This is a genomic window from Hymenobacter sp. UV11 (assembly GCF_004684095.1).
GTDB lineage: Bacteria > Bacteroidota > Bacteroidia > Cytophagales > Hymenobacteraceae > Hymenobacter.
Genome location: NZ_SRII01000004.1, coordinates 1 through 24,273, shown reverse-complemented (window position 1 = coordinate 24,273; position 24,273 = coordinate 1). Strand labels below are relative to the sequence as shown.

Here is a 24,273-nt window from a genome sequence, read left to right as displayed (position 1 = left end):
AGCTGTCAGGATGGCAGCCGGAGCGGCTTTCGGAGCGTGTAGCTGGCCTGGGGCTCGGCCACCTCGTCGGTATTTCGCGAGGTGGGTGCGCAGTGCTGGTTCCACTCCTGCTGCAGGATAGGCAGACGGGGCGAATAGTCAGTTATCCACTGCATGGCCGCATCGGGCTGCGCAAAAAACTGCACGTCGAACCGAATCAGCAGCTGCACTGCCATCAGCAGGCCCTCCACCATTTGGTGGTTATATACGTTTTTGGGCGACAGTACCACCACGACTTTTTGGAGGGGTAGCAGCAGTAGCGAGGGCATGAAAACCGTACTCAGCCACAGCTGGTCGTACACCGAAACTTCGGGCAGCGTATTCAGGTCGAGCAGTGCGCGCCCTACCCCGAACTGGGCCAGCAGCTTCTGAAACTTGCTGAATGCTTCGCGAAAACCCCGCATGTTGCGCCCCCCTACCCAGGCGGCCCGCATCATATCCAATTCCTCGTCATGCTGAACACAAAGCTCTTTTGCGCAGAAAACAATCATAAAACTCGCCGCGAATACTTATAAAATTTCTATTTCGCCGGTCAATAATCAAGTGCGAATTTTCTACTTACGAGAAAGTCAACTGAGCGGACGGCAAGTTGGCGAAAAAAAATCACTTTTTATTAGTGGCCTCCTTTATCGTGCAGATTGATTTTGCTGTCACTTACTAACACGCCGGAGTTTAACTGCTAGTTATTAGATTAGTTATTTTTTTATGTTTTTACGCAAAATGACTATCCGCTAAAAATTCTACTAGTACCTAAAAAGCCATTTTGCAACAAAGATGCATTTATTCGTTTTTTCAGCGCTCCCGGCTGTAACTTTGTCCGGCCGGTGCAACTATCGGTCCTGAAGGCTATTCTTTTAGCTGACTCACTTCGCGTTACTGATTTGCGGCCCGTTCTTCGCCCCTACCTCGCTACGCTGCTGCTACTCTGCCTGGGGCGGACGCTGCTGCCGGAGGCGTGGGTACTAACGTTGCACGCGCACCGGCACACCATAGAGGTAGCCACCACGGCCCGCCGCCAGGGCAAGGCGCTGGCCAGCCCTCAACACACCCACTGCCACACCGAGCAGTTTTACGATGCGGCCTACGCGGCGGCGGCGCGGGTGGTAGTGCCCACGCCCCGGCGGCAGGCCTATTACTGTGCCCTGGCCGTGGCACCGCCGCGGGCCGGCTTGGCCGTAGCCCTGCGGCAAGCAGCCCTTCGGGGGCCACCAAAGGGGTAGGAAACTCGTGTAGGCGTTGTTTTTTTTGGTAGGCCAGCCGCCGGCTTAAGCAAGTCTTCGCACTTGGCCAGCCGCCGCTTGATGCCGGGCCTCGCGCCCGGCTGCTCCGATTTTTTCTCTGGTTTGGTTTTAGAGAAAATGCAGACATGCCCTGGCCGCTGGCTGGGGTTTGTTTGCGGAGCCCGGCGGCGTGCTTAGTGGCCGGGCGGCCCTACCCCCTCCTTTTTGTGGTATAGTATGTTTCGCACTTTTTCGCTGGTGCTGCTGGGCAGCACTGTGGGTTTTTCAATTTCGGCGGCGGCGCAGGCGGTGGCGCCAGTGGCCGCAGACCGCGCCCGGCCGGCGGCGTTTAGCGGCCGCCTCACCGACGCCGCCACGAACGAGCCGCTGCCGGGCGCCAACGTGGTTTTCCCTGACCTCAAGCAGGGCACGGCCACCGACGCCGACGGCCGCTTCAGCTTCGCCAACCTGCCGCGGGGCCGCTTTACGGTGCAGATAAATTCGCTGGGCTACAATACAGTTATCCGAACCATTGACACCGGTAGCGGCCTACCCCTGCAAGTGGGTCTAACGCCGGCGGCCACCGAAATCGGGCAGGTGGTAGTCACGGGCGTGAGCCAGGCCACGCAACTGCGCCGCTCGCCGGTGCCCACCACGGTGGTGGACCGCACGCGCCTCAACCAGACGTCCTCGACCAACGTCATCGACGCCATTGCCCACACGCCGGGCGTGAGCCAGGTGACGACCGGCGCGGCCATCAGTAAGCCTGTGGTGCGCGGGCTGGGCTACAACCGGGTGGTGACCCTGAACAACGGCGCCAAGCAGGAAGGCCAGCAGTGGGGCGACGAGCACGGCATCGAGATTGACGAGTTCAGCATCGACCGGGCCGAGATTATCAAGGGGCCGGGCTCCTTATTATATGGTTCCGATGCGATGGCGGGCGTCATCAACTTTCTGGCGCCCGACCCGGTGGCCGACGGCCGCATTGTGGGCACAGCCACGGCCAACTACCAAACCAACAACCGCCAGCAGGGCTACTCCTTCCAGAACGCGGGCAATATCAACGGCCTGAACTGGCTGGCCCGCGGCACCCGCAAGGTGGCCGGCGACTACCAGAACCGCTACGACGGCCGGGTTTTCAACTCGGGCTTCAATGAGTGGGACGCCAATGGCTACGTGGGGCTGAACAAGAGCTGGGGCTATTCGCACCTGACGTTCAGCACCTTCAACCAAAACCTGGGCCTGATTGAGGGCGGGCGCGACAGCCTGAGCGGACGCTTCACCCGCGATGTGGGGGTAGGGAGCGCGGTAGAATCGCGCATCGTAACCGACGACGAGCTGCGCGGCTACTCGCTGTTTGTGCCGCGCCAGCGCATCAACCACCTGCGCTTTGGCACCGACAACAACTTCATTATCGGCGACAAGGGCGGGCGGCTCACGCTGCAAGTAAACTACCAGCAGAACCTGCGCCGCGAGTTTGGCGACGCGCTGGCGCCCGACACGCCGCAGTTGTACTTCCAGCTGCGCACCGTGGACTACGCCGTGCGCTACTTCCTGCCCGAAATGAGCGGCTGGAACCTGGCCGTGGGCACCACCGGCCTGCGCCAGCAAAACCGCAACCTGGCCACCGAATTCCTGATTCCGGCCTACAACATGACCGAGGGCGGCGTGTTTGGGGTGGTGAAAAAGTCGTTTGGCGGCCTCGACCTCAGCGGCGGCCTGCGCTACGACGTGCGCCGCATTTCGGCCCAAAGCCTGTACCTGGATGCCAACGAGCGCCCTACCCCCGCCACCACGCCCGGCGCCGAAACCAAGTTTCCGGGCTTCCTGAGCACGTTTGACAACTACAGCGGCAGCCTCGGCGCGTCGTACGCCGTGAATGACCGCCTCACGGTGAAGGGCAACCTGAGCCGCGGCTTCCGGGCGCCCAACATTGCCGAGCTAGGCGCCAACGGCGTGCACGAGGGCACCATTCGCTACGAGGTGGGCAACGCCAACCTTAAGGCCGAAACCAGCCTGCAAGTAGATGCCGGCGTGAGCTACGTGACCGACCACGTGCGCTTTTCGGTCGATGCGTTTGAGAACAGCATCAATAACTACATCTTTGAGCAGCGCGTGCTGAACCGGGCGGGCACCGACTCGCTGGTAGACGTGGGGCCGCCCGCCATTGGGCTCTTCAACTACGTGCAGGGCCAGGCGCGGCTGCTGGGCGGCGAGGTCACGCTCGATTTTCACCCGCACCCGCTCGACTGGCTGCACTTCGAAAACTCGTTTTCGATGGTGCGCGCCCGCCAGCTGGGCGTGCCCGAGGCCGAGCAGTTTCTGCCTTTCATCCCGGCCGACCGCCTGCAAAGCGAGCTGCGCGGCAACTTCCGGCGCCAGGGCAAGCGCCTCACCAACGTGTACGCCCGCTTTCAGCTGGAGCAGACCTTCGCCCAAAACCGCTACTTCGCCGCCTTCGACACCGAAACCGCCACCCCGGCCTATACCTTATTTAATGCGGGGGTAGGCACCGACGTGGCCGACGCCAAGGGCCGGACCCTGTTCTCGCTCTACGTCACGGCCAACAACCTGTTCGACGTGGCCTACCAGAGCCACCTCAGCCGCCTCAAATATGAGGAAATAAACTACGCCACCGGCCGGCGCGGGGTCTACAACATGGGCCGCACGCTGAGCGTGAAAGTAGTAGTGCCCTTTGTGTTTAAGTAGCTTGTTGATTGTTAATCAATTTATTAAGGTCGCTTGCTTCTCTACGGGGGGGTAGGCGGCCTTTTATTTTGGGGCGGGCGGGGTGATAATGCAGGCGAAAACGGATTAACTAGTACCATGTCTGCTTCCCCGACTTCTGCCTCCACCCTGCGACACGCCCTGCTAGCCAACCGCGAGCAAGCCCTAACGCAGCTGTACCACCGCGCTTTTCCGCTGGTGCGGCGCCACGTGTGCCGCCACGGTGGCTCGGCGCAGGATGCCCAGGATATCTTTCACGATGCCTTGGTGCTGCTCTATGAGCAGGCGGTAGGCGGCACGCTCGTGCTCACGGCGTCAGCTAGCACTTACCTGGTGGGCATTGGCCGCAACCTGTGGCACCACGAGCGCCGCCGCCGCGCCCGCCTACCCCACGAAACCCTGCCCGACGACCACCTGGCACAGCTGGCCAGCGAGCCGCCCGCGCTGCCCGAAGCCGATGTGGCGGTGCTCGACTACGTGGAGCGGCTAGGCGAAAAATGCAAGCGTATGCTGCTGGCTTTCTACTACTTCCAGCAGCCGCTGGCCCAGATTGCGGCCGCCTACGGCTATGGCAGCGTGCGCTCGGCCACGGTGCAAAAATTCAAGTGCCTGGAGCGACTGCGCCAGTCGGTGCGAGCGGCCTTCGGCGTCGAAACCCTTACGCACTAACCCATGCGCCCCGCCCTCGAACGCCTCTTGCTGATTGAGCAGCAGCTCCTGAACGACCCGGCCGCCCTGCCCGCCGCTGAGTGGCAGCTGCGCCAGCTCCTCGACCCTGATTTGCAGGCCGATACAGCGGCGCAACAGCGCCTGTACGCGGGCCTGCGTGCAGTGGGCCGGCGCGAGCTGCGGCGCGAGCTAGCCGGCATTCATGCGCGCCTGTATGGTCCGCTGCCCAGCGCCTGGCCGCACCGGGCGGCCGCCTGGCTACGCGCTTTTATTCAGGCTAATTAGCTGATTCACTGATATCACGGCATTTTTTTACTTTGCTCGCCGGGCAAAGCTGGCCGCGCATTGCCCGGCTGTTTTCCAGGTGTTTTACCAACCCCAACTATGCTGACCCAAACAGAATTTCGAAAATTTGCCGTGAAAGACCAGCGCCTCAACGGCCTGGCCGTGGACCAGTACCTGCGCCACATTGAGGGGGTAGCCCGGCCACTGGTGACGAATATGACGCGCTCAGTGATTGAAGAGCGCCCGCAGAATTTCCGGGAAATCGACGTGTTTTCGCGCCTCATCATGGACCGGATTATCTTCCTGGGCACGGCCGTGGAAGAAACCATCGGCAACATTATTACGGCCCAGCTGCTGTTTCTGGAATCGGCCGACGCGAAAAAGGACATTCTCCTGTACGTCAACTCGCCCGGCGGCTCGGTGTATGCCGGGCTGGGTATTTATGATACGATGCAATATGTGAATCCTGACGTGGCCACTATTTGCACCGGCCTGGCGGCTTCGATGGGGGCCTTTTTGCTGGCGGGCGGGGCCCTGGGCAAGCGCTCGGCCCTACCCCATGCGCGGGTAATGATTCACCAGCCAAGCGGCGGGGTGCAGGGCCCCTCGGCCGATATCGAAATAACGGCCCGTGAGGTGGTGAAGCTGCGCCACGAGCTGTACAGTATCTACGCTGAGCGCACCGGCAAAACTTACCAGCAAATTCACGACGACTCGGACCGCGACTACTGGATGCGGGCCGATGAAGCCCTGGAATATGGCCTGATTGACGAAGTGCTAGTTCGCCAGCCAGCGTAGGGGTTCGAGCGCAGGCGCGGGGGTAAGGCACCCAAATACGTAGCCGCTACGTTAATAGAGCAACTAATTTTGCTTTGCCATGCCTCACGACCACCACGACCACGCACACGCCGGCCACGCGCACGCCGCGCCGCCGCCCGGCGGCCAGTTCAGCGCCGCCTTTGCCTGGGGCATTGGCCTGAACCTGGCCTTTGTGGTGGTCGAAACGCTGGGTGGGCTGTGGGCCCATTCGGCGGCGCTGCTCTCCGATGCGGGCCACAACCTGAGCGACGTGCTGAGCCTGGCTCTGGCCTGGGGTGCGGCTTGGCTGGCGGGCCGGCCAGCCACCGTGCGCTACACCTTTGGCTACCGGGGTGCCACTATTCAGGCAGCGCTGCTCAATGCGGCGCTGCTCTACGGGGCGCTGGGCTTCATTCTGTGGGAAACCATTGACCACCTGCGCCACCCCGAGCCCGTAAAGGGCGTGGCCGTGATGCTGCTCGCGGGCACGGGTATTGCCATTAACGGCCTCACGGCCTGGCTGTTTCGGGCCGGGCAAAAGGGCGATGTGAACGTGCGCGGCGCCTACCTGCACATGCTAACCGATGCGCTGGTGAGCCTGGGCGTAGTCATTGGCGGCGCCATCACCTACTTCACGGGCTGGAACTGGCTCGACCCGATTATCAGCCTCGGGCTGCTGGTAGTGATTGCCGTGGGCTCGTGGAGCCTGCTGCGCGATACCGTGCGCCTGGGCCTGCAAGGCGTGCCCGATGGTATCGACCTGGAGAAAGTGCGGCAGTTTATGCTGGCCCAGCCCGACGTGCAAAGCCTGCACGACCTGCACATCTGGAGCTTGAGCAGCGACGGCCACGACACGGCCCTCATGGCCCACCTCGTGCGCCCCGGCGGCGCCGATGCCGCTTGGCTGGCCGACCTCTCGGCCGGGCTGCTGCGCGAGTTTCACATTCACCACAGCACGGTGCAGGTCGAGGACTCGGAGCTGGAGCACGGCTGCAAAACCGCCTGCGAATCACGGATTTCACGGATTTAAGCTGATTTCACGGATTTTGTAGTCGATTCGCTTTTTGCTTTCCTTACTCGGGTAGTGAGGGGGTAGGCGCGGGTTACTGGCCAAAAAGTTTGCGGCGTGGGCGCTACATTTCGCTATGCAACGCCCCAACTCTTCGTCCCCCACCAGCCCCGTAGCCAATCGTCCACAAAATCCGCCAAATCCGGTAAAATCCGCGCCAAACAGTGGTCTGCTTTCGGCGGTGGTCGTGGTGGCCTCGCTGGGCTACTTCGTGGATATTTATGACCTTATCCTCTTCAGCATCGTGCGGGTGAAGAGCCTGGCCGAACTGGGCATTGTGGATAAAGTCGCGGTCAAAACCCAAGGCGAGTACCTGCTCTCGATGCAGATGGGCGGCATGCTGCTGGGCGGCATCTTGTGGGGAATCTTGGGCGATAAGAAGGGCCGGCTCTCGGTACTGTTCGGCTCCATTCTCATGTACTCCCTGGCTAACCTGGCCAATGCCTACGTGCACACCCTGGAGCAATACGCCTGGCTGCGCCTGATTGCGGGCATCGGACTGGCCGGCGAGCTGGGCGCGGGCATCACGCTCGTAAGCGAGAGCCTGCCCAAGGAGCGGCGCGGCCTGGGCACCATGATAGTGGCCACCGTGGGCGTGAGCGGCGCCATGCTAGGTTACTGGGTGGGCAGCCGCCTAGGCTGGCGCACGGCCTACCTGGTGGGCGGCGGGCTGGGCCTGGCCCTGCTGGTGCTGCGCGTGAGCGTGTTCGAGTCGGGCATGTTTCAGAAAACCAAGGAGAGCACTGTGGCGCGCGGCAACTTTCTGGCCCTCTTCACCAATACCAGGTTGCTGGGGCGCTACCTGCGCTGCCTGCTCATTGGGGTGCCGCTGTGGTTTGTGGTGGGCATTCTCATCACCTTCTCGCCCGAGTTTGCCGACACGCTGGGCGTGCGGGTACCAGCCAGCGAGGCGCCGGTTACGGCGGGGCTGGCGGTATTTTGGTGCTACTTCGGGCTGGTATTCGGCGATTTTTTCAGCGGTGGCCTCAGCCAATTATTGAAGAGTCGCAACCGGGCGCTTCAAATTTTTCTGGCCTTTTGCACGCTTATGGTGGGCGTGTATCTGTTTGGACTACGGGGCGCTACCCCCACTTTTTTCTACGGCGTGTGCTTTGTGGTGGGCATCTCGGTGGGCTTCTGGGCGCTGTTTGTGACGGTGGCAGCCGAGCAGTTTGGCACCAACCTGCGGGCCACGGTGGCCACCACGGCGCCCAACTTTGCGCGGGGCGCGGTGGTGCTGCTGGTGCCGGCCTTTCGCTGGGCCGAGGCGCACCTGGGTGGGCGCATCACGGGCGCGGCAGCGCTGGGCGGCCTCACGCTGGTGGTGGCTTTCTGGGCGGTGAGCACGCTGCCCGAGAGCTTTGGCAAAGACCTCGACTACAATGAGCCAACGTAGGGGCGAACTATCTCTCCGCCTGTGCGTTTAAGGCGAGGTTCTTTTAAGGAACCTCCATTAGTACTTATGAAAAAGCTATTTATCGGGGCTACTTTCGCCCTTGGCGCATTAGTCGCCACGTCGGCCCACGCTCAGACTACTACCTCCGACCCGGTACCCGCTACCCCCCAAACGGTGCAGGATGCCCGCTCGACCTACGACCAGCAGCGCGACCAGCGCAAGGCGGCCGACCAGTCGGTGGCCGATAATCGCCGCCAGCTCAAATCGCAGAAGAGCCAGACGCGCGAACTGAAGAGCCAGATGAAGCAGCAGCGCGAGCAGGCCAAGCAGCAAAACGAGCAGCTCAAAATGGCTCGCCAGCAGTCGAAGGCCGCCAAGCAGCAGGAGAAAGCTGCTAAGACGCAGATGAAAGCCGAGAAAGAGGCTGAAAAAGCTGCTCGCAAGGCTCAGTAAATCATCCGGTTTACCCCAGCTTAGGGGGTAGCAACCAAAAAAAGCTCTGGTCCAGGCCGGAGCTTTTTTTGGTTTGTCCGTATGCCATTTTTCAACCCTTTCTTGCCTCTCCCGCCGTATGGCCGCTAAAAACCCCGCTCGCTACTATCCTCTGCACCACCTTGTACTGCTGCCGCTCACGCTGTTGATGGTGGGCTATACCATTCGGCGCTACGTGGGCGTGGCCGGCGACGACTCGGAGATTTCGCGCCTATGGTTTTCGCTGGCGGCCGTTACGCTGCTGTTTTTCATCACGCTCGTGATGGTGCGCCAGCACTACGCCCTACTGCTGCAAGACCGGGTAGCCCGCCTCGAAGTGCGCCAGCGCTATTTTGAAGTGAGCGGCCAGCGCTTCGCCCCGCTCGAAAAGGAGCTTTCACTCAAGCAAATTTTAACTTTGCGCCTCGCCGGCGACCAAGAGCTACCCGCCCTGGCCGAAGCTGCGGCCCGCGAAAAGCTGGCCCCCAAGGCCATCCTAGCCCGCATCAACGACTTCCAGTTTGATACGATGCGGGTGTGAGGCGGCGGTGCCCTACCCCCCATTTTCATCCTAACTACTTGCTTACCAACAATGATTCTATACAATGTAACCACCAGCCTGGAGCCCAGCATCGCCGACGAATGGGTGACCTATATGCGCGAGCACCACATGGCCGAAGTAGTGGGCACCGGCTGCTTTATCCGCAGCGTGCTGCTGCGCCTGCTCAACGAGGAAGACGATGGCGTGACCTACGCCGCCCAGTATTTCAGCGTGAGCCTAGAGCAGCTGGAGGCCTACCAGCAGCACTTCGCCCCCGCCCTGCGCCAGGACATGGACGCGAAGTTTGCAGGCAAATACCACTCCTTCCGCACCACGCTGGAAGTAGTGGAGTAAGGTAATCGCCTGTCATTGCGAGCGCAGCGCGGCAATCGCACCAGAACGACACCCGCGCCGCTCGTGCGGCCATCGTTCTGGTGCGATTACCGCGCTGCGCTCGCAATGACGTGCTTTTCTACTTGCCCATCTCAAACAGCGTGAAGCTCCACACGTCGGCCCATTCGGCTATTTGCAGCTGGGTGCTTTTGCCGGCGCCGTGGCCGGCATTCACATCAATGCGGATGAGGACGGGGGTAGGGCCAGCCTGGCAGACCTGCAGCTCGGCGGCAAACTTGAAGGAGTGCGCCGGCACCACACGGTCGTCGTGGTCGGCGGTGGTGATGAGCGTGGCGGGGTAGGCCGTGCCGGGCTTCAGATTGTGCAAGGGCGAGTAGCTGAGCAGGTTACGAAACTGCGCCTCGTCGTCGGAAGTGCCGTACTCGGGCGCCCAGTTCCAGCCGATGGTGAATTTCTGGTACTTGAGCATGTCCATGACGCCCACGGCGGGTAGGGCCACCCGGCACAGGTCGGGCCGCTGCGTCATGATGGCGCCCACCAGCAGGCCGCCGTTCGAGCCGCCCGCGATGGCCAATTTTTCGGGGGTAGTGTAGCCTTTCGCAAACAGCGTTTCGGCCGCCGCCACGAAGTCGTCGAACACGTTTTGCTTGTGGGGCGTCATGCCGGCCTGGTGCCAGGCTTCGCCGTACTCGCCGCCACCGCGCAGGTTCGGAATGGCCAGCACGCCGCCCTGCTCCAGCCACAGCAGCCGCGCCACCGAGAAGCCCGGCGTCACGCTCACGTTGAAGCCGCCGTAGGCGTAGAGGTAGGTGGGGTTCTGCCCATCCAGCGCCAGCCCTTTTTTGTGGGTGATAAACATGGGCACCCGCGTGCCGTCTTTGCTCTCGTAAAAAACCTGGGTGGTCTCGTAATCAGCCGGTTGCACGTCCACCGTCGGCGCCTTGAATACCGTGCTCACGTTGGTAGCCGGGTCGTACCGGTAAATAGTAGTGGGGTAGGTAAACGACGTAAAGGCGTAGTACAACACGGTATCGGTACGCCGCCCGCCGAAGCCGCCCGCCGTACCAATGGCCGGCAGCGCCACATCGTGCCGCCACGCGCCGGCCTCCGAATACACCCGCACCCGCGAGCTGGCATCGTGCAGGTAAGTCGCCAGCAGGCAGCCCGCCGCCTGGCTGATGCCTTCGAGCTTTTCGGCGGTTTCGGGCAGCACCTCCTGCCACTCGGTGGGCCGGCGCGGGTCGGCGCGCACCACGCGGTAGTTGGGCGCGTGGTCGTTGGTGTAGAGCAGCAGCTCGCCGTCGAGGTTGCCGAGCACACTCGTGTCAAACTCGTAGCTGGGCTGAATGGTGGTCCAGGTGGTGGCCTGAGTCGGGTCGCGCAGGTCGCGCACCAGCAGGCGGTTGCCGTCGCTGAGGCCATCGGTCAGGCTCAGGCACAGCCAGCGCTCGTCCTCCGTGACGTCGGCAATGCGAAAGCCCAGGGCCATTTCCGGGTTTTCGTACACCAGCTCGTCGGCGCTCTGAGGCGTGCCGAGGCGGTGGTAATACACCTTGTGAAACTCGTTTTTGCCGGCCAGCGCGGCCTCGCCGGGCCGGGGCGCGTCGTAGGCGCTGTAGTAAAAACCCGCACCCGCCCAGGCCACGCCCGACACCTTCACCCAGTCCAGGGTCTCGGCGAGGGGTAGGCGGCTTTGCATGTCGAGCAGCCGGATTTGCTGCCAGTCCGAGCCGCCGCCGCTGGTAGTGTAGGCCAGGTGCCGGTGGTCGGGGCTGAAGTGCAGGCCCATGAGCGCCGTGGTGCCATCCGCCGAAAACTGGTTGGGGTCAAGCAGCACGTCGGCCGTTTCCAGCGGCTGGCCGGGGGGTAGGGCGTACACCACGGCCTGGTTTTGCAAGCCGTCATTCTTACTGAAAATCAGCAGCTCACCTTCCTGGCTCGGCACGCCGTAGCGCTCGTAGTTCCAGAGCTGGGTCAGGCGCTCGCGCAGCTTGGTGCGGAAGGGAATCTGGTCGAGGTAGGCGAACGTCACCTCATTCTCGGCCGTCACCCAGGCCGTGGTTTCGGCCGAGTCGGCGTCTTCGAGCCAGCGGTAGGGGTCGGGCACTACGGTGCCAAAGTAGGTATCGGGCTGCGGGTCGCGGCGGGCGGCGGGGTAGGTCAATGTTTAGTTAAAAGTTATGAGTTTAAAGTTATGAGTTACGCAAAAGCGTCTGTCATTGCGAGCCTGCGAAGCAAGCGCACCCGAACGACACCCACGCCAATCGTTCATTCATAGTTCGGGTGCGCTTGCTCCGCGCTACTCGCACTGACGACCGGTTTCTACTGCTCCTTGACGCTGGGCGCCGCCCGCTCCAGCGTAGGCGCTTCCGTGACGGTGTGCTTATTGGAAATGGCATTGGCGTGCATGGCTTCCTTGCGCCCGGTCGAACGCGGCGTCACCTGGCAGCTAGCCAGCGCCAGCGCTCCGCACCCGAGCAGACGTAGAAAAGCACGCATTGGCTTATAACAGCTACTGACTCAATTCGTCTTGCCGGGCTGGGCTCAGGTGCCAGGATTCGCTTCGCGCAGGGCCTCAGCCACGCGCTGGGCCACCAGCTCCTCTATTTGCTCGCGCTGGGCGGCGGTCAGCTCGCGGCTGGCGGGGGGGGTAGCGGTCCGGCGCAGCTCGCGCAGGGTGCGGCCCAGGCTCAGGCGCAGCATCACGTACAGCACTAGGCTTAGAATACTGAAAATCAGCGCTAAGGGCGCAAAAAAGCGATTTAGCAGCGACTCAGTAGCCGCCGTGGCCGGGCGGGCGAGGGGCATTTGGCCGGCGCCGACGCCGGTTTCAGCAGCTTCGGCGGGGCCGGGGCCGGGGTTGGTATCGGCGGCTTCGGGGGCGGGCGCGGCGTCGGTGGGGGGTAGGCCGGTTTGCACGTAGTCGGTCAGCTTTTTTTCCAGCACCTGCAGGTTGGCGAGGCGGGTGGGGTCGCGCTGCCGGGCGGGCGAGGCTTTCAGCTTACTGATGATGGCCTTGGTGAGTGCTGCCAGCCGCGTGGGGTTGTCTTTCAGTCCTTTATAGATGCGGCCTTTCTCCTCAATGGGCGCGTACAGCACCGAATAGATGCGCAGGCTATCGGGCCGCAGGCTGGCCGCCAGGGCCGCCAGGTTGCCGCCCTGGCAGCGCAGGGTGCGCTGCAGCTGCGGCCGGCCGGCGTCGGCATACACGTAGCGGGCCGTGGCGCACCAGATTTGCACCTTGGCCTCGTCGAGCGACGGCTGGCCCAAGGGCGTCTGGGCGCGGGCACTGCCGGCAGCTAGCAGCCAGGCGGCCAGCAGGACCAGCCGCCAGGGGCCGACAAGTAAATTTTGCATAGCGGAGGGGGGTAGGCGCGGGGTTGATTGAGGCCGGAAAGTACAACCTGGCCGGCGCTAAATCCTAGACGCGGGCGGGCAGCGGGCTATCTTTACCGGCCACCCTGCAGGGCAGCAAACCGCCCGAAACGTGTATGCTCCAGGTTTTTTGGCGCTATTCATTGGCCTAAGCTTAGGGCAAGCAGTATGGCTTATTGGCCTAAAAAGCAGGCTGCATTAAAGTATATTGCTGTTTCTTTGCAAGCATCTGTTATTTGTGAAACACCTTCTTACCGTCTTAAAATACGCCCTGCTGCTGGGTATCTCCGGGGCGCTGATGTGGTACGCCGTGCGCGGGCAAGACCTGTCGCGCATCGGGCACTATATTCGTACAGCCAACTATTTTTGGCTGATACTCAGCTGCGTTATCTCCACGCTGGGCTACTTCAGCCGCGCCTACCGCTGGCAAATGCAGCTCACGGCCTCGCGCACGCCGGCGCCCTTCTGGCACGTGTACCACGCCATGATGGTGGGCTACCTAGCCAACCTGGTGCTGCCGCGCGCGGGCGAGGTCATTCGCTGCTCGGTGCTGCGGCGCACCAGCGGCGTGCCCGTGCAGGTGGCCCTGGGCACCGTGGTGACGGAGCGCGTCATCGACGTGCTGGTGCTGCTGGCGCTGCTGGGCGCCACGCTGGCCCTCGACTTCAACACCTTCTGGGCCTTCGTTACTGATAAGCTACTGGGCGGCCAGTACGATAGCCTGGCCCGCAACCGCACGCCGCTGCTGCTGGCGGCCATCGGCGCGCTGGTGCTGCTGGCGGCGGCCGGCTACACGCTGGTGCGCAACCTGGAGCGCCTGCGCCAGAATGCTCTGTTTAATAAGCTAACCCTGTTTTTGAAGGGCCTGCTGGCGGGCGTGTTCAGCGTATTGCGCCTGGAAAATAAAGGGCTCTTTCTGCTCCACACCTTTTTTACCTGGTTCGTTTATTATCTGCTCGATTACCTGGCCTTTTTCTGCTTCCCCGAAACCTACGACCTGGGCATGAAGGCCGCGCTGGCCGTGCTTACCTTCGGCGCCTTCGGCATGGCCGCGCCGGTGGCGGGCGGCATCGGGCCGTTTCACGTGCTGGTGCAGGGCATTTTGCTGGCCTACGGGGTTAGCAAGGAGGCGGGCATTGCCTACGCGCTGGTGGTGCACGGCGCCCAAACGCTGCTGGTGGTGCTGCTGGGTGGTATCAGCTTCGTGGCCGTAGCGGCCATCGACAAAGCCAACCTGGTCAGCGAAGCCGAAGCCTTGAGCAACGAGCCGCTGGTAAGCGAGTAAGTGTAGGGTAAGCTTTAGCTTGCCTTGTTAACAGCCTCCATCACGGCAAGCTAACGCTTACCCTACATTTTTATGACTGCTGATAAAATTCTGACCCCAGCGCAGCTGCCCGCTACCCTGGCTGCCTGGCGCGCCGCCGGCGAGCGCATTGTGTTCAGCAATGGCTGCTTCGATTTGCTGCACCTGGGCCACGTCGATTACCTCGAAAAGGCCCGCGCCCTCGGCGACCGCCTGGTGGTGGGCCTCAATACCGATGCCTCGGTGCGGGTGCTCAAGCCCGGCCGGCCCTTGCAGGACGAAACTTCGCGGGCCCGCGTGCTGGCCGCCCTGGCCTTCGTGGATGCGGTGGTGCTGTTTGGCGAGCCTACCCCCCTGCAGCTCATCGAAGCCGTGCAGCCCGACGTATTAGTAAAGGGCGATGACTACACGATTGACGGAATTGTGGGCCACGAATTGGTGTTAAACAAGGGCGGGCAGGTGCTGACGGTGCCGCTCGTGTCGGGCTACAGCACTTCCAGCATTGTGGCCAAAGCCCGCCTTTCCTAAGTTTTTGGTTTCTAGTTCCTGGTTGTTGTTAGGGACCAGAAATAAGGGACCAGCAACTAGTAACTTAAAAAGCTATGTTTATCTTCCTCATTCTGCTCATGCTCGTTAGCTGGGGCATCCAGCAGCGGCTGCGGAGCAAATTCAGCCAATACGCCCAAATAGGCCTGCACTCGGGCCTGAGCGGCCGCGAAATCGCCGCCAAGATGCTGGCCGACCATGGCATCCGCGACGTGCAGATTATCAGCACCGACGGCCAGCTGACCGACAATTACAACCCGACCGATAAAACCGTGAACCTCAGTGCCGACGTGTACGCCGGGCGCTCGGCCACGGCCGCCGCCGTAGCAGCCCACGAGTGCGGCCACGCTGTGCAGCACGCGCAGGCTTACAGCTTCTTGCGGCTGCGCTCGGCGCTGGTGCCGGCGCTGTCGTCGGTATCGCGCGTGATGCCGCTGCTGCTGCTGGCTGGCGTGGTGCTGCTGCGCGTCAGCATTATCCCGCTGGGGTTGGCCGTGGCCGTGTTTGCGCTGGCCACGCTGTTCTCGTTCATCACCCTACCGGTCGAGTTCGACGCCTCGCGCCGCGCCCTGGCCTGGATGGACCGTAGTGGGGTAGTAACTACCGACGAGCACGCCATCGCCAAAGATGCCCTCTGGTGGGCCGCCATGACCTACGTGGTAGCCGCCATCAGCTCGCTGGCCACGCTGCTCTACTACGGTATGATGCTGTTTGGCGGCAGCCGCCGCAACTAGCATCTCGCCAGGCCGTTCCAACGCCCGGCGGCACAACGTCCTTTTTCGACCGGCTTAGCTGCTTCGCCGTATTTTTGCGGTACCAACATACTTCTCCCCTCTCCCACCCCTCCCTACCCCCTGTTTTTGACATGATGACTTCAACGGCCACCGCCTCCCCCTTTCAGCTTACCGAAGAGCAGTTGGCCGTGCAGGCTGCCGCCCGCGACTTTGCCCAGAGTGAATTGTGGCAGGGTGTCATCGAGCGCGATGAGCACCAGAAATTTCCCGCGGCTCAGGTCAAGCGTATGGGCGAGCTCGGCTTTATGGGCATGATGGTGAGCCCCGAATACGGCGGCTCGGGCCTCGATACCATTAGCTACGTGCTGGCCATGGAAGAGATTTCCAAGGTCGATGCCTCGTGCTCGGTTATTATGTCGGTAAATAACTCACTGGTATGCTGGGGCTTAGAGAAATACGGCACTGAGGAGCAAAAGCGCAAGTACCTGCCCGGCCTTACCAGCGGCGAAATCATTGGCGCCTTTGCCCTGTCCGAGCCCGAGGCCGGCTCCGACGCCACCAGCCAGCGCACCACCGCCGAAGACAAAGGCGACCACTACCTACTGAACGGTACCAAGAACTGGATTACCAACGGCACCACGGCCTCGGTGTACCTAGTTATTGCCCAGACCAACCCCGAGCTGAAGTCGCGCGGTATCAACGTGCTGATTGTAGATAAAGACATGCCCGGCTTCGTGCAGGGCCCCAAGGAGAACAAGCTCGGCATCCGGGGCTCCGACACCTGCTCGCTCATGTTTACCGACGTGCAAGTGCCTAAGGAGAACCGCATTGGCGAAGACGGCTTCGGGTTCAAGTTTGCCATGCAGGTGCTGGCTGGTGGCCGCATCGGCATCGCGGCGCAGGCGCTGGGCATCGCCTCCGGCTCGCTGGAGCTGAGCATCAAGTATGCCAAGGAGCGTAAGGCATTCGGCGTCGAAATCGCGAAGCACCAGGCCATTCAGTTCAAGCTGGCCGATATGGCCACCAACATCGACGCTGCCCGCCTGCTGTGCCTGCAAGCCGCCGCCGACAAAGACAACCAGGTGGACTACGCCAAGAGTGGCGCTATGGCCAAGCTATTCGCCTCTAAAGTGGCAATGGACTCGGCTGTGGAGGCCGTCCAGATTCACGGCGGCTATGGCTTTGTGAAGGAATATCATGTTGAGCGCTTCATGCGCGACGCCAAAATCACCCAGATTTACGAGGGTACTTCGGAGATTCAAAAAATCGTTATATCCCGCGAAATTCTGAAATAGTTCACTTCCGAAAACTAGTTTTTTTTGATTTTGCACAGAACCCAGGTCTTATTGACCTGGGTTTTTTTATTTAATGAATTTTTTTTAGAATTCATTGCAGTAATTAGTTGTAACTTTAGGCACTTTTACAAGGATGTAGTGCCTTTTTCTTGAAAACAACACATACATAATGGAAGATTACAATAAAGTTATTGAATCGCTGGGCGTTCGGTACATAAAGGCCAAGAATTTGGTGCTACGCCAGGCTTTCACCGTTCGCAATGCCTATGATGTTGGCAACAATCTCATCCTGTTGCACCGGGGCAAGTTGGTATTTGGGGAGGATGACTCGCCAGTGGAAGAAGGCGAGCTGCTCTTTTTGCCTGGTGGCCGGCCCGCCCGCGTTGGTTATGGCCAGGGCGCGAACGGCCGCATCATTTCCAATGACGATTTAATCACAAATAAGGACCGGTTCTTTACCTCCAACGACAAGCTCGATTACATCGGCGACGCGGAGGAAAGCCACAGCTTCGTAGCCTTCGAAGCCAAGGTGTTCGATTCGGTTAACTTCTTTGCCTCGCTCGACGTGCCGGCCTTTGTTATCAAGGGCAACACGAAGCTGGCCAACCTGGTCATCAAGATAATCGAGGAGTCGATGCAGGACCTGCCCGGCCGCGAGCGCCTCATCAACATCTACACCGAGAACCTAGTGGTGGAAGTGGTGCGCTACATCCTACGCAACAACTTGTTTGTGGAGCAGTTGGCTACCAACAGCACCTACTTCAAGGACCCGCGCCTGATTGACCTGTTCAACTTCATCAAGGAAAACCTTAGCGGCGACCTCTCGAACAAAGTGCTAGCCACGGTAGCCAACGTGAGCGAGGACTACGTGGGCCAGTACTTCAAAATGCTGACTAACATCAACCCGCAGGATTACATTGAGTATCAGCGCATGGAGCGCGCCGTATCACTCTTGCGCACGACTAAGAAAAGCATCCGCGACATCGGTAAGGAAGTGGGCTACAAAGACACGGCTTACTTCTGCCGCCGCTTCAAGATGATGTTTGGTATCCCGGCCGGCAAGATGCGCCGCCGCGAAACTGCCATGAACATCTAATCACGGATTTCACGGATTTTAACGGATTTCACGGATTTTGTAGACGAAGAAAAGGCTGCCCACTTGGGCAGCCTTTTCTTTGGGCTTGATAATCGCTTATAGAGCAGTTTCGAATTCACTATGTAGGCCGTGCAGTAGCGCGAACTTTGTAGTTCGCGTCCCCGCGCCGTTAGCATTAGAATCAGCTAAATAGCGAAGTAGCGCGAACTACAAAGTTCGCGCTACTTCGCTGACCCTGAAACCGCTTTTAACAGCACTGGCCTGAGTCACCAGCTGCGTCAGCTATTCATGCTTGCTACGCCACACGCGACCAACTGACTATAAGCTATTTGTAGCTAAACCAACTAATAATCCACTGAGAACCAAGAAGCAGGTCATCAGTAGCAAAGCAGCAGGAAAGTAGATACTACACACTTCGCACCTACTGCCCCGCCTACCCCCTCGTTATCGCTCAACGCTGCTCTACTTGGTAGGCTGGTGGGCCGTTACCTGGCGCACGGCCGCTACGGCATCGGCCAGAAACAGCGGGTCACGCTCGATGTGGTTGCCCACCACCACTAGGTCGGCCCCGGCCGCCAGCGCGGCATATACTTTCTCGCCGGTATTGAGGCCGCCACCCACGATGAGCGGCGTATCCACGGCTTCGCGCACGGCCCGAATCATGGCCGCCGACACGGGATACTGGGCACCGCTGCCCCCATCGAGATACATGAGGCGCAGGCCAAGCTGCTCGCCCGCCATAGCCGTAGCCGCCGCAATACTGGGTTTATCGTGGGGTAGGGGCGCCGTACCACTGATGTAGGACGCTGTAGTGGGCCGGCCGCTGTCAACCAGCATGTAGCCCGTGGGCAATAGCTGCAAGCCACTTTGGCGCAGGCGCGGGGCCGCCACCACGTGCTGCCCAATCAAGAAATCCGGATTTCGACCTGAAATCAGCGAGAGCAGCAAAATGCCGTCAGCGGCCGGGTCTACGTGTAGCGCGTGGCTCGGGAAGAGCAGCACCGGCACTTGCGGTGCCTCGGCCTTGAGCAACGCAATGAGGGCAGCCTGGTGCTCTGTAAGCACTAAGCTGCCCCCAACGAGGAAAAAATCAACGGGGTGTTGCTGCGTTAGGCGCAGCAATTGGCGCAGGCGGCCGGGCTCGAAGTCATCGGGGTCGAGCAGCACAGCTAGTGCCTTGCGCCCGCGCAGCCGCAGCCCGGCTAGCGTGTCAAGCAAGCGGTTCGCTGGCGGTAAGGGTGTCGTCGTGGTGAGCGGCGGCAGTGGCATCCTGGGCGGCAGAAGTAGCGGGCCACGCAACAGGCTGAGCGCCCTTGGTAGCCGATGAAGCTGCAAGGTCGGCATTTTTGCTGGTTTCGTCCGCATCCTTGGGCATAATATCCTGCACGACCTTAGTCACCATCGCCAAGGCCACGGCGGCAGCTTGCGCCACCACTACCCGGCCGGTTTCGCTCTTGGCAAATGCCAGCAGGGCCGGGCCCACAACCTTAAATGCAGCGCCTAATTTCTTGCTTGGCTTGCTCGGCGTTGCCTGTTGCTCTTCGGTAGTGGGCTCCTCAAACTGCTCGGAGTGCGAAATGCGACGGCTATCGTCGTAAGGATGGGCCTCAAACGAATTAGGCGAAGCATAGCCGTCTTCGGGCCCTTCGTCTTGGCCGTGGTCCTCGCCCACGTGGTAAGCATCTTCGGTAGCGTCGGTGTCGAAACCGTGCGTAGCACTGGAGTGCGCCGGAAAATCCGACTCCTGGCCCAAGCCATTATCGTCTAGGTCTTCCTCGCTATCCGACGTGCTGTGGTAGTAGAAGCCATCATCGCCGCCCACAGGTACGTAGTTGCCGTCCTCGTCGTAGGTATAGTCGGTGGCCTGAAAGTCCGTCGCCAATTCACTTAGCTCTTGGTCATTTTCATCAAAGCTATCGAAGCCTGAGTAGTCTTCGAAAGAAGGACGGTGGTGCTTTTTATGCTTTTTCTTGGGCTTGCGGCCGCTAAAAGCCTTCACCAGCAGCCACACGCCGCTCACTACGCCCGCGCCAATCAGTGCCACTTTGCCCGCCTGCACAGTTTGCTCTTTTATTTCCTGCACATCGCCCCGTAGCGCCCGCTCGTACTCCAGCTTCTTGCGCATCAGGAAATCTTTTTCGTCCTCAAACAGGGGATTGGTAGGCTCGGTCATGGTTGATGCAGTTTGCGAGGAATTCTCAGAAAATAGTAAGCGGCGGCCTACGAACGTTTATCGGATTTGTAGATAGTGTTGTTGAGCAGCTTATCAGCCACCCCCTGAAATATCTTTTTGTCGATGCCCACAAAGAACAGGATGGCCAGCAGCAAATACAACGCAGCCACCAGACCAAACCCAGCCGAGGGGCTATCCAGCACATCATTGAGTAGCAAACCCAGGTAAATAGAGCCAAACACCACAAACAGAAAGCCCAGCACTCCCAAAGCCACTCCGTGCACGGAGCTGACAAAGACGGTTTTTGCTTTTTCCTGCGCTTCTAAGCGTACCAGGTCTATGCGCGTATCGATGTAGCCAGTCAGGTTGCCGATAAGACTGTCGTTGCGCGGCGTTTTGTCGTCGGTAAGGGTAGCCATGCGAGCGGAATTGTTTAGCGAAGAAATTCGGTTAAAAGTGCAGCCGGTGGTAACACCCTGCCTGCCTAAGGCGTTCTTTACGCAAAACTTGGCACGAAGGCTGCCTTCGCTCCTTGCTTTAGGTTAAATTTTTGTGGCGTGAGTCAAAATCATTACCAGGTGTTGGGGGTGCCAACTACTGCCCCCATTGCCGATATAAAGCGCGCCTATCGTCGCCTGGCCACCGAGTTGCATCCCGACAAGCACGGGGGCGACCGCCGCTTTGAGGAGCAGTTTAAGGCTGTGGCCGTTGCCTACGGCGTGCTATCCAGCCCCGACCGCCGGGCCCAGTACGATTACAAGCTACAACTCGACGCGCGCCAGGCCGCCGAGATGCGCCGCTATGCCACCGATACTGCCACGAGTGGCCCATCGGTATACAAGATGCCGGGCGCGGCCCCTACCCCCCCGTTGCGCACCCGCCCGCCAGCAGGCCGGCGCGAACGCCACTACCAGCAGCGCGTGCCCCCGCAGCAGGCCCGCTTCAACCGCCAGGATTTTTGGCTGGTGGGCGGCTTGGTTTTTCTGATTTTTCTCTTCGGCATCTCGGCTAAAGTCGTTATGGACCGCGTCGAGGCGAAGATGTATTACCAGGATGGGCGTACGGCTTTTGCGAAAGGTCAATGGCGCGAGGCGGAGAGCCAACTCAACCAAGCCCTGGATTTTCGCGACGACCACATCGAAGCGCTGCGGCTGCGGGGCCAACTGCGCCAGGATATTGACCACGACCTATTGGCTGCCCGCACCGACTACGAAGCGGCCCTGTTAGCCACCACCGACGCGCCCCTACCCCCTGCTGAAACCGCCGGCCTATTCTATCGCCTGGGCCGCTGCCAGGCGGGCTTGCGCCAGCCCGCCGCCGCTGAGCTAAGCTACACCCGCGCCATCGAGCTCGATAGTACCTTGAGCGAAGCCCGCCTGGCCCGCGGCGAAAACCGCCTGCTCGACCTGCACCAGCTCCGCCCTGGCTTGGCCGACCTGCACCAGGGCCGCCACCAGCTCCAGCGCGCCGGCCGCCCCGTGCCCCTACCCTACCTACAAGCCGAAGGCGCCGCTCTCACTCGCCTGGCCCGCTTCGACGATGCCCGCCTGGTCTACTTTCAGGCCCTGCGTACCGAGCCCGAAGACGGCCGCACGCTGTTTCTGCTGGGCCGCCTAGCACAGCAGGCCGGCGACTCGACCAGCGGCTGCGAGTTTTTCCGCCGCGGGGCCGCCGCTGGCTATTCGTATGCCAAAGCGGCGGCGGTGGGCTGCCCATAAGTGAGCTATTGCTACCGCTAGGCTTTAACCAGGGTGTCGGTCATCGCAGTTGCAATCAGTTGCGCGTGGTGGCGGCCATTCTCAATAAACCAGCGGCTGGTAGCCAATCCCCCGCAAACAGTACCGGCCACGTACACGCCAGGGCGGGCTGTCTCGTGGGTCGTCACGTCAAAAATGGGGGGTAGGGCCGGGTCGTTTTCATTGAGCGGCAGCGCCAGCATATCTACCAGCAGCGAATAATCGGGCCGGTAGCCGGTCAGGGCATACACATAATCGGCCTTGATGCTAATCGGGCCATTGGGCGTCGTAATTTCCACCGAATGCGGCGTAATGGCGTCGATGGTAGTGTTGAAATACGCCTTGATACGCCCTTCCTTGATGCGATTAAGCAAATCGGGGCGAATCCAATACTTTACTGTTTCAGCTACCTCGGGTCCCCGCACCACCATCGTCACACGCGCGCCGGCGCGGGTAAGCGCCAGCGCCGCCTTAGCCGACGAGTTTTTGGCCCCCACAACGACTACCTCACGGTCGGCGTGCGCGTAGGGTTCCTTATAGTAATGATTGACGTGGGGCAGTCCCTCCCCCGGAATATTCATCAGATTGGGCACGTCAAAAAAGCCCGTAGCCACTACCACGGCGCGGGTCGCAATCTCCCCCTTAGCAGTTTCGACCACAAAATCCCCAGCTTGACCGCGCAAGCCGATTACCCGCTCATAGAGACGCAGGTCTAGCTTCTCGGCCACGGCCACGCGCTGGTAGTAATCCAGCGCATCCTCGCGGTGCGGCTTATAAGAAGCCATCGGGAAAGGGTGCCCCCCAATTTCGAGCAGTTCGGGCGTCGAAAAAAACTCCATTTGGGTAGGATAGCCCACTAGCGAGTTCACGAGCGCACCTTTGTCCACCACCACCACGGTAAGGCCTTGCCGCTGTATTTCGAGTGCGCAGGCCAAGCCCACGGGCCCAGCCCCAATTACGACGGCATCTAGTTTTTCAAGTATCATGTAATAATTATCAGTCAGCATGCTTTATCAACCAACGTGTACGCGTCTGGTTGTGTTCTACTACGGACCTTTGCAGGCAACAAAGAGCTAAGATTACTACCCGACGTTTAATTACCCACCTAGTGCCGGGTAAAAACACGCGCCAGCACCCGCTGCCAATCGAACTCCGATACTATCTAATTACGACGACTACAGCATGCGCCACTGCGACCTGTGCGGAGCCACTAGCTTCAAGCCCCTACCCTTCTACTATATTTTCGACGACCAGCGCTTGCAAGGCACCCGCTGCACCAACTGCGACTTAGCCTTTCTGGACCCGCAGCCCACGCCCGCGCAATTGGAAAAGCTCTACGGTAAAGAGTACTTCACCGACCGCCCCAACTACGACCGCACAGAGAAAGACAAAGCTTTCATTGAAGAAGGAAAAGCCCTTGACCTAAGCCAAGTGCGGCCCGACAAATTCACCACCTATATGCAGCGGCACTACCCCGGCCGCCGCTTCCAGTATTTGGAGGTAGGCTGTGGCCCTGGCTACACCCTCAAAAGCCTGCAAAGCCTGGGTTGGGAAACCCATGGCCTCGAAATATCCGAGCACGCTGCCGATTATGCCCGCCGCGAGCTACACCTGCCCGTGGTCACCGGCAACATCGAAACCACCGAAGATTTTCACGAGAACCAGTTCGACCTTGCCTATCTGGGCGATGTGCTAGAGCATTTGCTCTCCCCATCGGCAGCCATCCGCAAGTTTGGCCGCATCCTAAGTCCTGGCGGGCTATTGGTATTAGCCCTACCCAGTGTGACCAACCTGCCCAGCATGCGCCTGGGTTTTGCTGCCTACAGCCTGCTAGGCCGCCAGCGCCGCATGGATATCCCGCCCTATCATCTCTACGAGTTCACGCCAGCTACTATCCGAAAAATGCTAGCAAAGAACGGTTTCTCTGTAGTCGATTTGCAAAACCCAGTAAAAGCACCAGCCCACATCCGTCTAGGTGGCAACTTGGTAGAACAAGCTACTAAACTCGGCACCCAATATCCTACCTATTGGTTAAATCAACTCACTGGCCGCTTTGGCGACCGCATGTTTGTAGTAGCCAGAAACGAAAAGTAGCCCTAGCACTGCTTGAAGCAGCTTATGAAGTTGTTCGAACGTCATCCCAAGTTAACTACTAAACTTTCACAAGCAGTATTGAAGTTGGACGTATTTTCATCATTAAAAGAAAACTGCCAGCATTCCCTTTTCGAAAGGAATAGCTGGCAGTTTTCTTTTATCATTCATACTCAACTTCATAAGGCACAGTCCTTTGCAGATTACAGGAAGCAAGAATATCAGGGGGTAGGGGGTACTATAAACGCAAAGAGCCCCCGGCCGGGCGCTGATAAAAGCGCTTGGCCGGGGGCTCTGGTGCAGAAATTGGCGGCGACCGACTCTCCCACCGGTGAAGGCAGTACCATAGGCGCAC

The 24,273-nt window shown here is 60.3% G+C and carries 26 protein-coding genes; 18 read left to right on the top strand and 8 right to left on the bottom strand.

The window, feature by feature from the left end; all coding sequences use genetic code 11:
* Positions 1-5: 5 nt before the first annotated feature.
* Positions 6-530 (bottom strand): hypothetical protein, encoded by a 525-nt coding sequence (locus E4631_RS07600; RefSeq protein WP_133659513.1) that lies wholly within the window; start codon positions 528-530, stop codon positions 6-8.
* A 390-nt stretch (positions 531-920) separates the two neighbouring features.
* Here E4631_RS07600 and E4631_RS07595 point away from each other — a divergent pair, with 390 nt between their 5' ends.
* The 10 genes from E4631_RS07595 to E4631_RS07550 all read left to right on the top strand — a co-directional run bounded on the left by E4631_RS07595 (position 921) and on the right by E4631_RS07550 (position 9,569).
* Positions 921-1,259: a hypothetical protein gene (locus tag E4631_RS07595; RefSeq protein WP_133659512.1), complete on the top strand. Its 339-nt coding sequence runs from the start codon at positions 921-923 to the stop codon at positions 1,257-1,259.
* Positions 1,260-1,496: 237 nt separating this feature from the next.
* Complete coding sequence (locus tag E4631_RS07590; RefSeq protein WP_133659511.1) at positions 1,497-3,968, top strand: TonB-dependent receptor; 2,472 nt, start codon at positions 1,497-1,499, stop codon at positions 3,966-3,968.
* 117 nt (positions 3,969-4,085) lie between these two features.
* Complete coding sequence (locus tag E4631_RS07585) at positions 4,086-4,655, top strand: RNA polymerase sigma factor (protein ID WP_133659510.1); 570 nt, start codon at positions 4,086-4,088, stop codon at positions 4,653-4,655.
* Between the two features lie 3 nt (positions 4,656-4,658).
* Entirely contained in the window at positions 4,659-4,940 is a 282-nt protein-coding gene (locus E4631_RS07580; protein WP_174805475.1) for a hypothetical protein, read from the top strand.
* A gap of 99 nt (positions 4,941-5,039) precedes the next feature.
* On the top strand, positions 5,040-5,738 hold the full coding sequence (locus tag E4631_RS07575) for an ATP-dependent Clp protease proteolytic subunit (protein WP_133659509.1): 699 nt from the start codon (positions 5,040-5,042) through the stop codon (positions 5,736-5,738).
* Between the two features lie 79 nt (positions 5,739-5,817).
* Complete coding sequence (locus E4631_RS07570) at positions 5,818-6,768, top strand: cation diffusion facilitator family transporter (RefSeq protein WP_133659508.1); 951 nt, start codon at positions 5,818-5,820, stop codon at positions 6,766-6,768.
* A gap of 115 nt (positions 6,769-6,883) precedes the next feature.
* Entirely contained in the window at positions 6,884-8,203 is a 1,320-nt protein-coding gene (locus E4631_RS07565; RefSeq protein ID WP_133659507.1) for an MFS transporter, read from the top strand.
* Between the two features lie 66 nt (positions 8,204-8,269).
* Positions 8,270-8,656 (top strand): hypothetical protein, encoded by a 387-nt coding sequence (locus E4631_RS07560; protein ID WP_133659506.1) that lies wholly within the window; start codon positions 8,270-8,272, stop codon positions 8,654-8,656.
* 118 nt (positions 8,657-8,774) lie between these two features.
* Positions 8,775-9,215, top strand: a complete 441-nt coding sequence (locus E4631_RS07555) for a DUF6526 family protein (protein WP_133659505.1) — start codon at positions 8,775-8,777, stop codon at positions 9,213-9,215.
* Between the two features lie 51 nt (positions 9,216-9,266).
* Entirely contained in the window at positions 9,267-9,569 is a 303-nt protein-coding gene (locus E4631_RS07550) for a DUF4286 family protein (RefSeq protein ID WP_133659504.1), read from the top strand.
* 118 nt (positions 9,570-9,687) lie between these two features.
* Here the strand turns inward: E4631_RS07550 and E4631_RS07545 are convergent, their stop codons facing one another.
* The 3 genes from E4631_RS07545 to E4631_RS07540 all read right to left on the bottom strand — a co-directional run bounded on the left by E4631_RS07545 (position 9,688) and on the right by E4631_RS07540 (position 12,926).
* A complete protein-coding gene (locus tag E4631_RS07545) occupies positions 9,688-11,733 on the bottom strand; it encodes a prolyl oligopeptidase family protein (protein WP_133659503.1) in 2,046 nt (681 codons plus the stop codon).
* A 158-nt stretch (positions 11,734-11,891) separates the two neighbouring features.
* On the bottom strand, positions 11,892-12,068 hold the full coding sequence (locus E4631_RS25855) for a hypothetical protein (protein WP_166648235.1): 177 nt from the start codon (positions 12,066-12,068) through the stop codon (positions 11,892-11,894).
* Between the two features lie 45 nt (positions 12,069-12,113).
* Positions 12,114-12,926, bottom strand: a complete 813-nt coding sequence (locus E4631_RS07540; protein ID WP_133659502.1) for a hypothetical protein — start codon at positions 12,924-12,926, stop codon at positions 12,114-12,116.
* A gap of 256 nt (positions 12,927-13,182) precedes the next feature.
* Here E4631_RS07540 and E4631_RS07535 point away from each other — a divergent pair, with 256 nt between their 5' ends.
* From E4631_RS07535 to E4631_RS07515, 5 genes are all read left to right on the top strand, one after another.
* Positions 13,183-14,229 (top strand): lysylphosphatidylglycerol synthase transmembrane domain-containing protein, encoded by a 1,047-nt coding sequence (locus tag E4631_RS07535; protein ID WP_133659501.1) that lies wholly within the window; start codon positions 13,183-13,185, stop codon positions 14,227-14,229.
* Positions 14,230-14,301: 72 nt separating this feature from the next.
* Positions 14,302-14,775 carry a D-glycero-beta-D-manno-heptose 1-phosphate adenylyltransferase gene (rfaE2, locus tag E4631_RS07530; protein WP_133659500.1) on the top strand — a complete coding sequence of 158 codons (474 nt, stop codon included), beginning with the start codon at positions 14,302-14,304 and terminating at the stop codon, positions 14,773-14,775.
* Positions 14,776-14,849: 74 nt separating this feature from the next.
* Positions 14,850-15,527: a zinc metallopeptidase gene (locus E4631_RS07525; RefSeq protein WP_133659499.1), complete on the top strand. Its 678-nt coding sequence runs from the start codon at positions 14,850-14,852 to the stop codon at positions 15,525-15,527.
* Positions 15,528-15,658: 131 nt separating this feature from the next.
* Positions 15,659-16,822: an acyl-CoA dehydrogenase family protein gene (locus E4631_RS07520; protein WP_302476332.1), complete on the top strand. Its 1,164-nt coding sequence runs from the start codon at positions 15,659-15,661 to the stop codon at positions 16,820-16,822.
* A 169-nt stretch (positions 16,823-16,991) separates the two neighbouring features.
* Entirely contained in the window at positions 16,992-17,918 is a 927-nt protein-coding gene (locus E4631_RS07515; protein WP_133659498.1) for an AraC family transcriptional regulator, read from the top strand.
* A gap of 462 nt (positions 17,919-18,380) precedes the next feature.
* On the opposite strand, the gene E4631_RS07510 is transcribed toward E4631_RS07515, so the two are convergent.
* Genes E4631_RS07510 through E4631_RS07500 form a run of 3 tightly spaced genes read right to left on the bottom strand, consistent with a single transcriptional unit; the run spans position 18,381 to position 20,510 of the window.
* Positions 18,381-19,136, bottom strand: coding sequence for a geranylgeranylglyceryl/heptaprenylglyceryl phosphate synthase (locus tag E4631_RS07510; protein ID WP_240734750.1), 756 nt, complete (start codon positions 19,134-19,136; stop codon positions 18,381-18,383).
* A complete protein-coding gene (locus tag E4631_RS07505; protein ID WP_133659496.1) occupies positions 19,129-20,091 on the bottom strand; it encodes a hypothetical protein in 963 nt (320 codons plus the stop codon). Before E4631_RS07505 ends, E4631_RS07510 begins: the two co-directional genes overlap by 8 nt.
* 47 nt (positions 20,092-20,138) lie before the next feature.
* Complete coding sequence (locus E4631_RS07500; protein WP_133659495.1) at positions 20,139-20,510, bottom strand: phage holin family protein; 372 nt, start codon at positions 20,508-20,510, stop codon at positions 20,139-20,141.
* 138 nt (positions 20,511-20,648) lie between these two features.
* Here E4631_RS07500 and E4631_RS07495 point away from each other — a divergent pair, with 138 nt between their 5' ends.
* A complete protein-coding gene (locus tag E4631_RS07495; RefSeq protein ID WP_133659494.1) occupies positions 20,649-21,809 on the top strand; it encodes a J domain-containing protein in 1,161 nt (386 codons plus the stop codon).
* Between the two features lie 17 nt (positions 21,810-21,826).
* Here E4631_RS07495 and E4631_RS07490 read toward each other — a convergent pair whose 3' ends face one another.
* Positions 21,827-22,813: a YpdA family putative bacillithiol disulfide reductase gene (locus E4631_RS07490; protein ID WP_133659493.1), complete on the bottom strand. Its 987-nt coding sequence runs from the start codon at positions 22,811-22,813 to the stop codon at positions 21,827-21,829.
* 196 nt (positions 22,814-23,009) lie between these two features.
* On the opposite strand from E4631_RS07490, the gene E4631_RS07485 reads away from it, so the two are divergent.
* Positions 23,010-23,921, top strand: coding sequence for a bifunctional 2-polyprenyl-6-hydroxyphenol methylase/3-demethylubiquinol 3-O-methyltransferase UbiG (locus tag E4631_RS07485; protein WP_133659492.1), 912 nt, complete (start codon positions 23,010-23,012; stop codon positions 23,919-23,921).
* A 24-nt stretch (positions 23,922-23,945) separates the two neighbouring features.
* Positions 23,946-24,273: hypothetical protein (locus E4631_RS26235; RefSeq protein WP_205704217.1), on the top strand; the 328-nt coding region annotated here is incomplete at its 3' end.

Excerpts from the sequence above, each read along its gene's own strand:
- E4631_RS07570 (WP_133659508.1), top strand. The coding sequence starts at position 5,818 with ATGCCTCACGACCACCACGACCACGCACACGCCGGCCACGCGCACGCC.
- E4631_RS07505 (WP_133659496.1), bottom strand. The coding sequence starts at position 20,091 with ATGACCGAGCCTACCAATCCCCTGTTTGAGGACGAAAAAGATTTCCTG.
- E4631_RS07565 (WP_133659507.1), top strand. The coding sequence starts at position 6,884 with ATGCAACGCCCCAACTCTTCGTCCCCCACCAGCCCCGTAGCCAATCGT.
- rfaE2 (WP_133659500.1), top strand. The coding sequence starts at position 14,302 with ATGACTGCTGATAAAATTCTGACCCCAGCGCAGCTGCCCGCTACCCTG.
- E4631_RS07585 (WP_133659510.1), top strand. The coding sequence starts at position 4,086 with ATGTCTGCTTCCCCGACTTCTGCCTCCACCCTGCGACACGCCCTGCTA.
- E4631_RS25855 (WP_166648235.1), bottom strand. The coding sequence starts at position 12,068 with ATGCGTGCTTTTCTACGTCTGCTCGGGTGCGGAGCGCTGGCGCTGGCT.
- E4631_RS07490 (WP_133659493.1), bottom strand. The coding sequence starts at position 22,813 with ATGATACTTGAAAAACTAGATGCCGTCGTAATTGGGGCTGGGCCCGTG.
- E4631_RS07560 (WP_133659506.1), top strand. The coding sequence starts at position 8,270 with ATGAAAAAGCTATTTATCGGGGCTACTTTCGCCCTTGGCGCATTAGTC.
- E4631_RS07580 (WP_174805475.1), top strand. The coding sequence starts at position 4,659 with ATGCGCCCCGCCCTCGAACGCCTCTTGCTGATTGAGCAGCAGCTCCTG.
- E4631_RS07555 (WP_133659505.1), top strand. The coding sequence starts at position 8,775 with ATGGCCGCTAAAAACCCCGCTCGCTACTATCCTCTGCACCACCTTGTA.
- E4631_RS07525 (WP_133659499.1), top strand. The coding sequence starts at position 14,850 with ATGTTTATCTTCCTCATTCTGCTCATGCTCGTTAGCTGGGGCATCCAG.
- E4631_RS07485 (WP_133659492.1), top strand. The coding sequence starts at position 23,010 with ATGCGCCACTGCGACCTGTGCGGAGCCACTAGCTTCAAGCCCCTACCC.
- E4631_RS07540 (WP_133659502.1), bottom strand. The coding sequence starts at position 12,926 with ATGCAAAATTTACTTGTCGGCCCCTGGCGGCTGGTCCTGCTGGCCGCC.
- E4631_RS07590 (WP_133659511.1), top strand. The coding sequence starts at position 1,497 with ATGTTTCGCACTTTTTCGCTGGTGCTGCTGGGCAGCACTGTGGGTTTT.
- E4631_RS07600 (WP_133659513.1), bottom strand. The coding sequence starts at position 530 with ATGATTGTTTTCTGCGCAAAAGAGCTTTGTGTTCAGCATGACGAGGAA.
- E4631_RS07575 (WP_133659509.1), top strand. The coding sequence starts at position 5,040 with ATGCTGACCCAAACAGAATTTCGAAAATTTGCCGTGAAAGACCAGCGC.
- E4631_RS07520 (WP_302476332.1), top strand. The coding sequence starts at position 15,659 with ATGATGACTTCAACGGCCACCGCCTCCCCCTTTCAGCTTACCGAAGAG.
- E4631_RS07500 (WP_133659495.1), bottom strand. The coding sequence starts at position 20,510 with ATGGCTACCCTTACCGACGACAAAACGCCGCGCAACGACAGTCTTATC.
- E4631_RS07550 (WP_133659504.1), top strand. The coding sequence starts at position 9,267 with ATGATTCTATACAATGTAACCACCAGCCTGGAGCCCAGCATCGCCGAC.
- E4631_RS07515 (WP_133659498.1), top strand. The coding sequence starts at position 16,992 with ATGGAAGATTACAATAAAGTTATTGAATCGCTGGGCGTTCGGTACATA.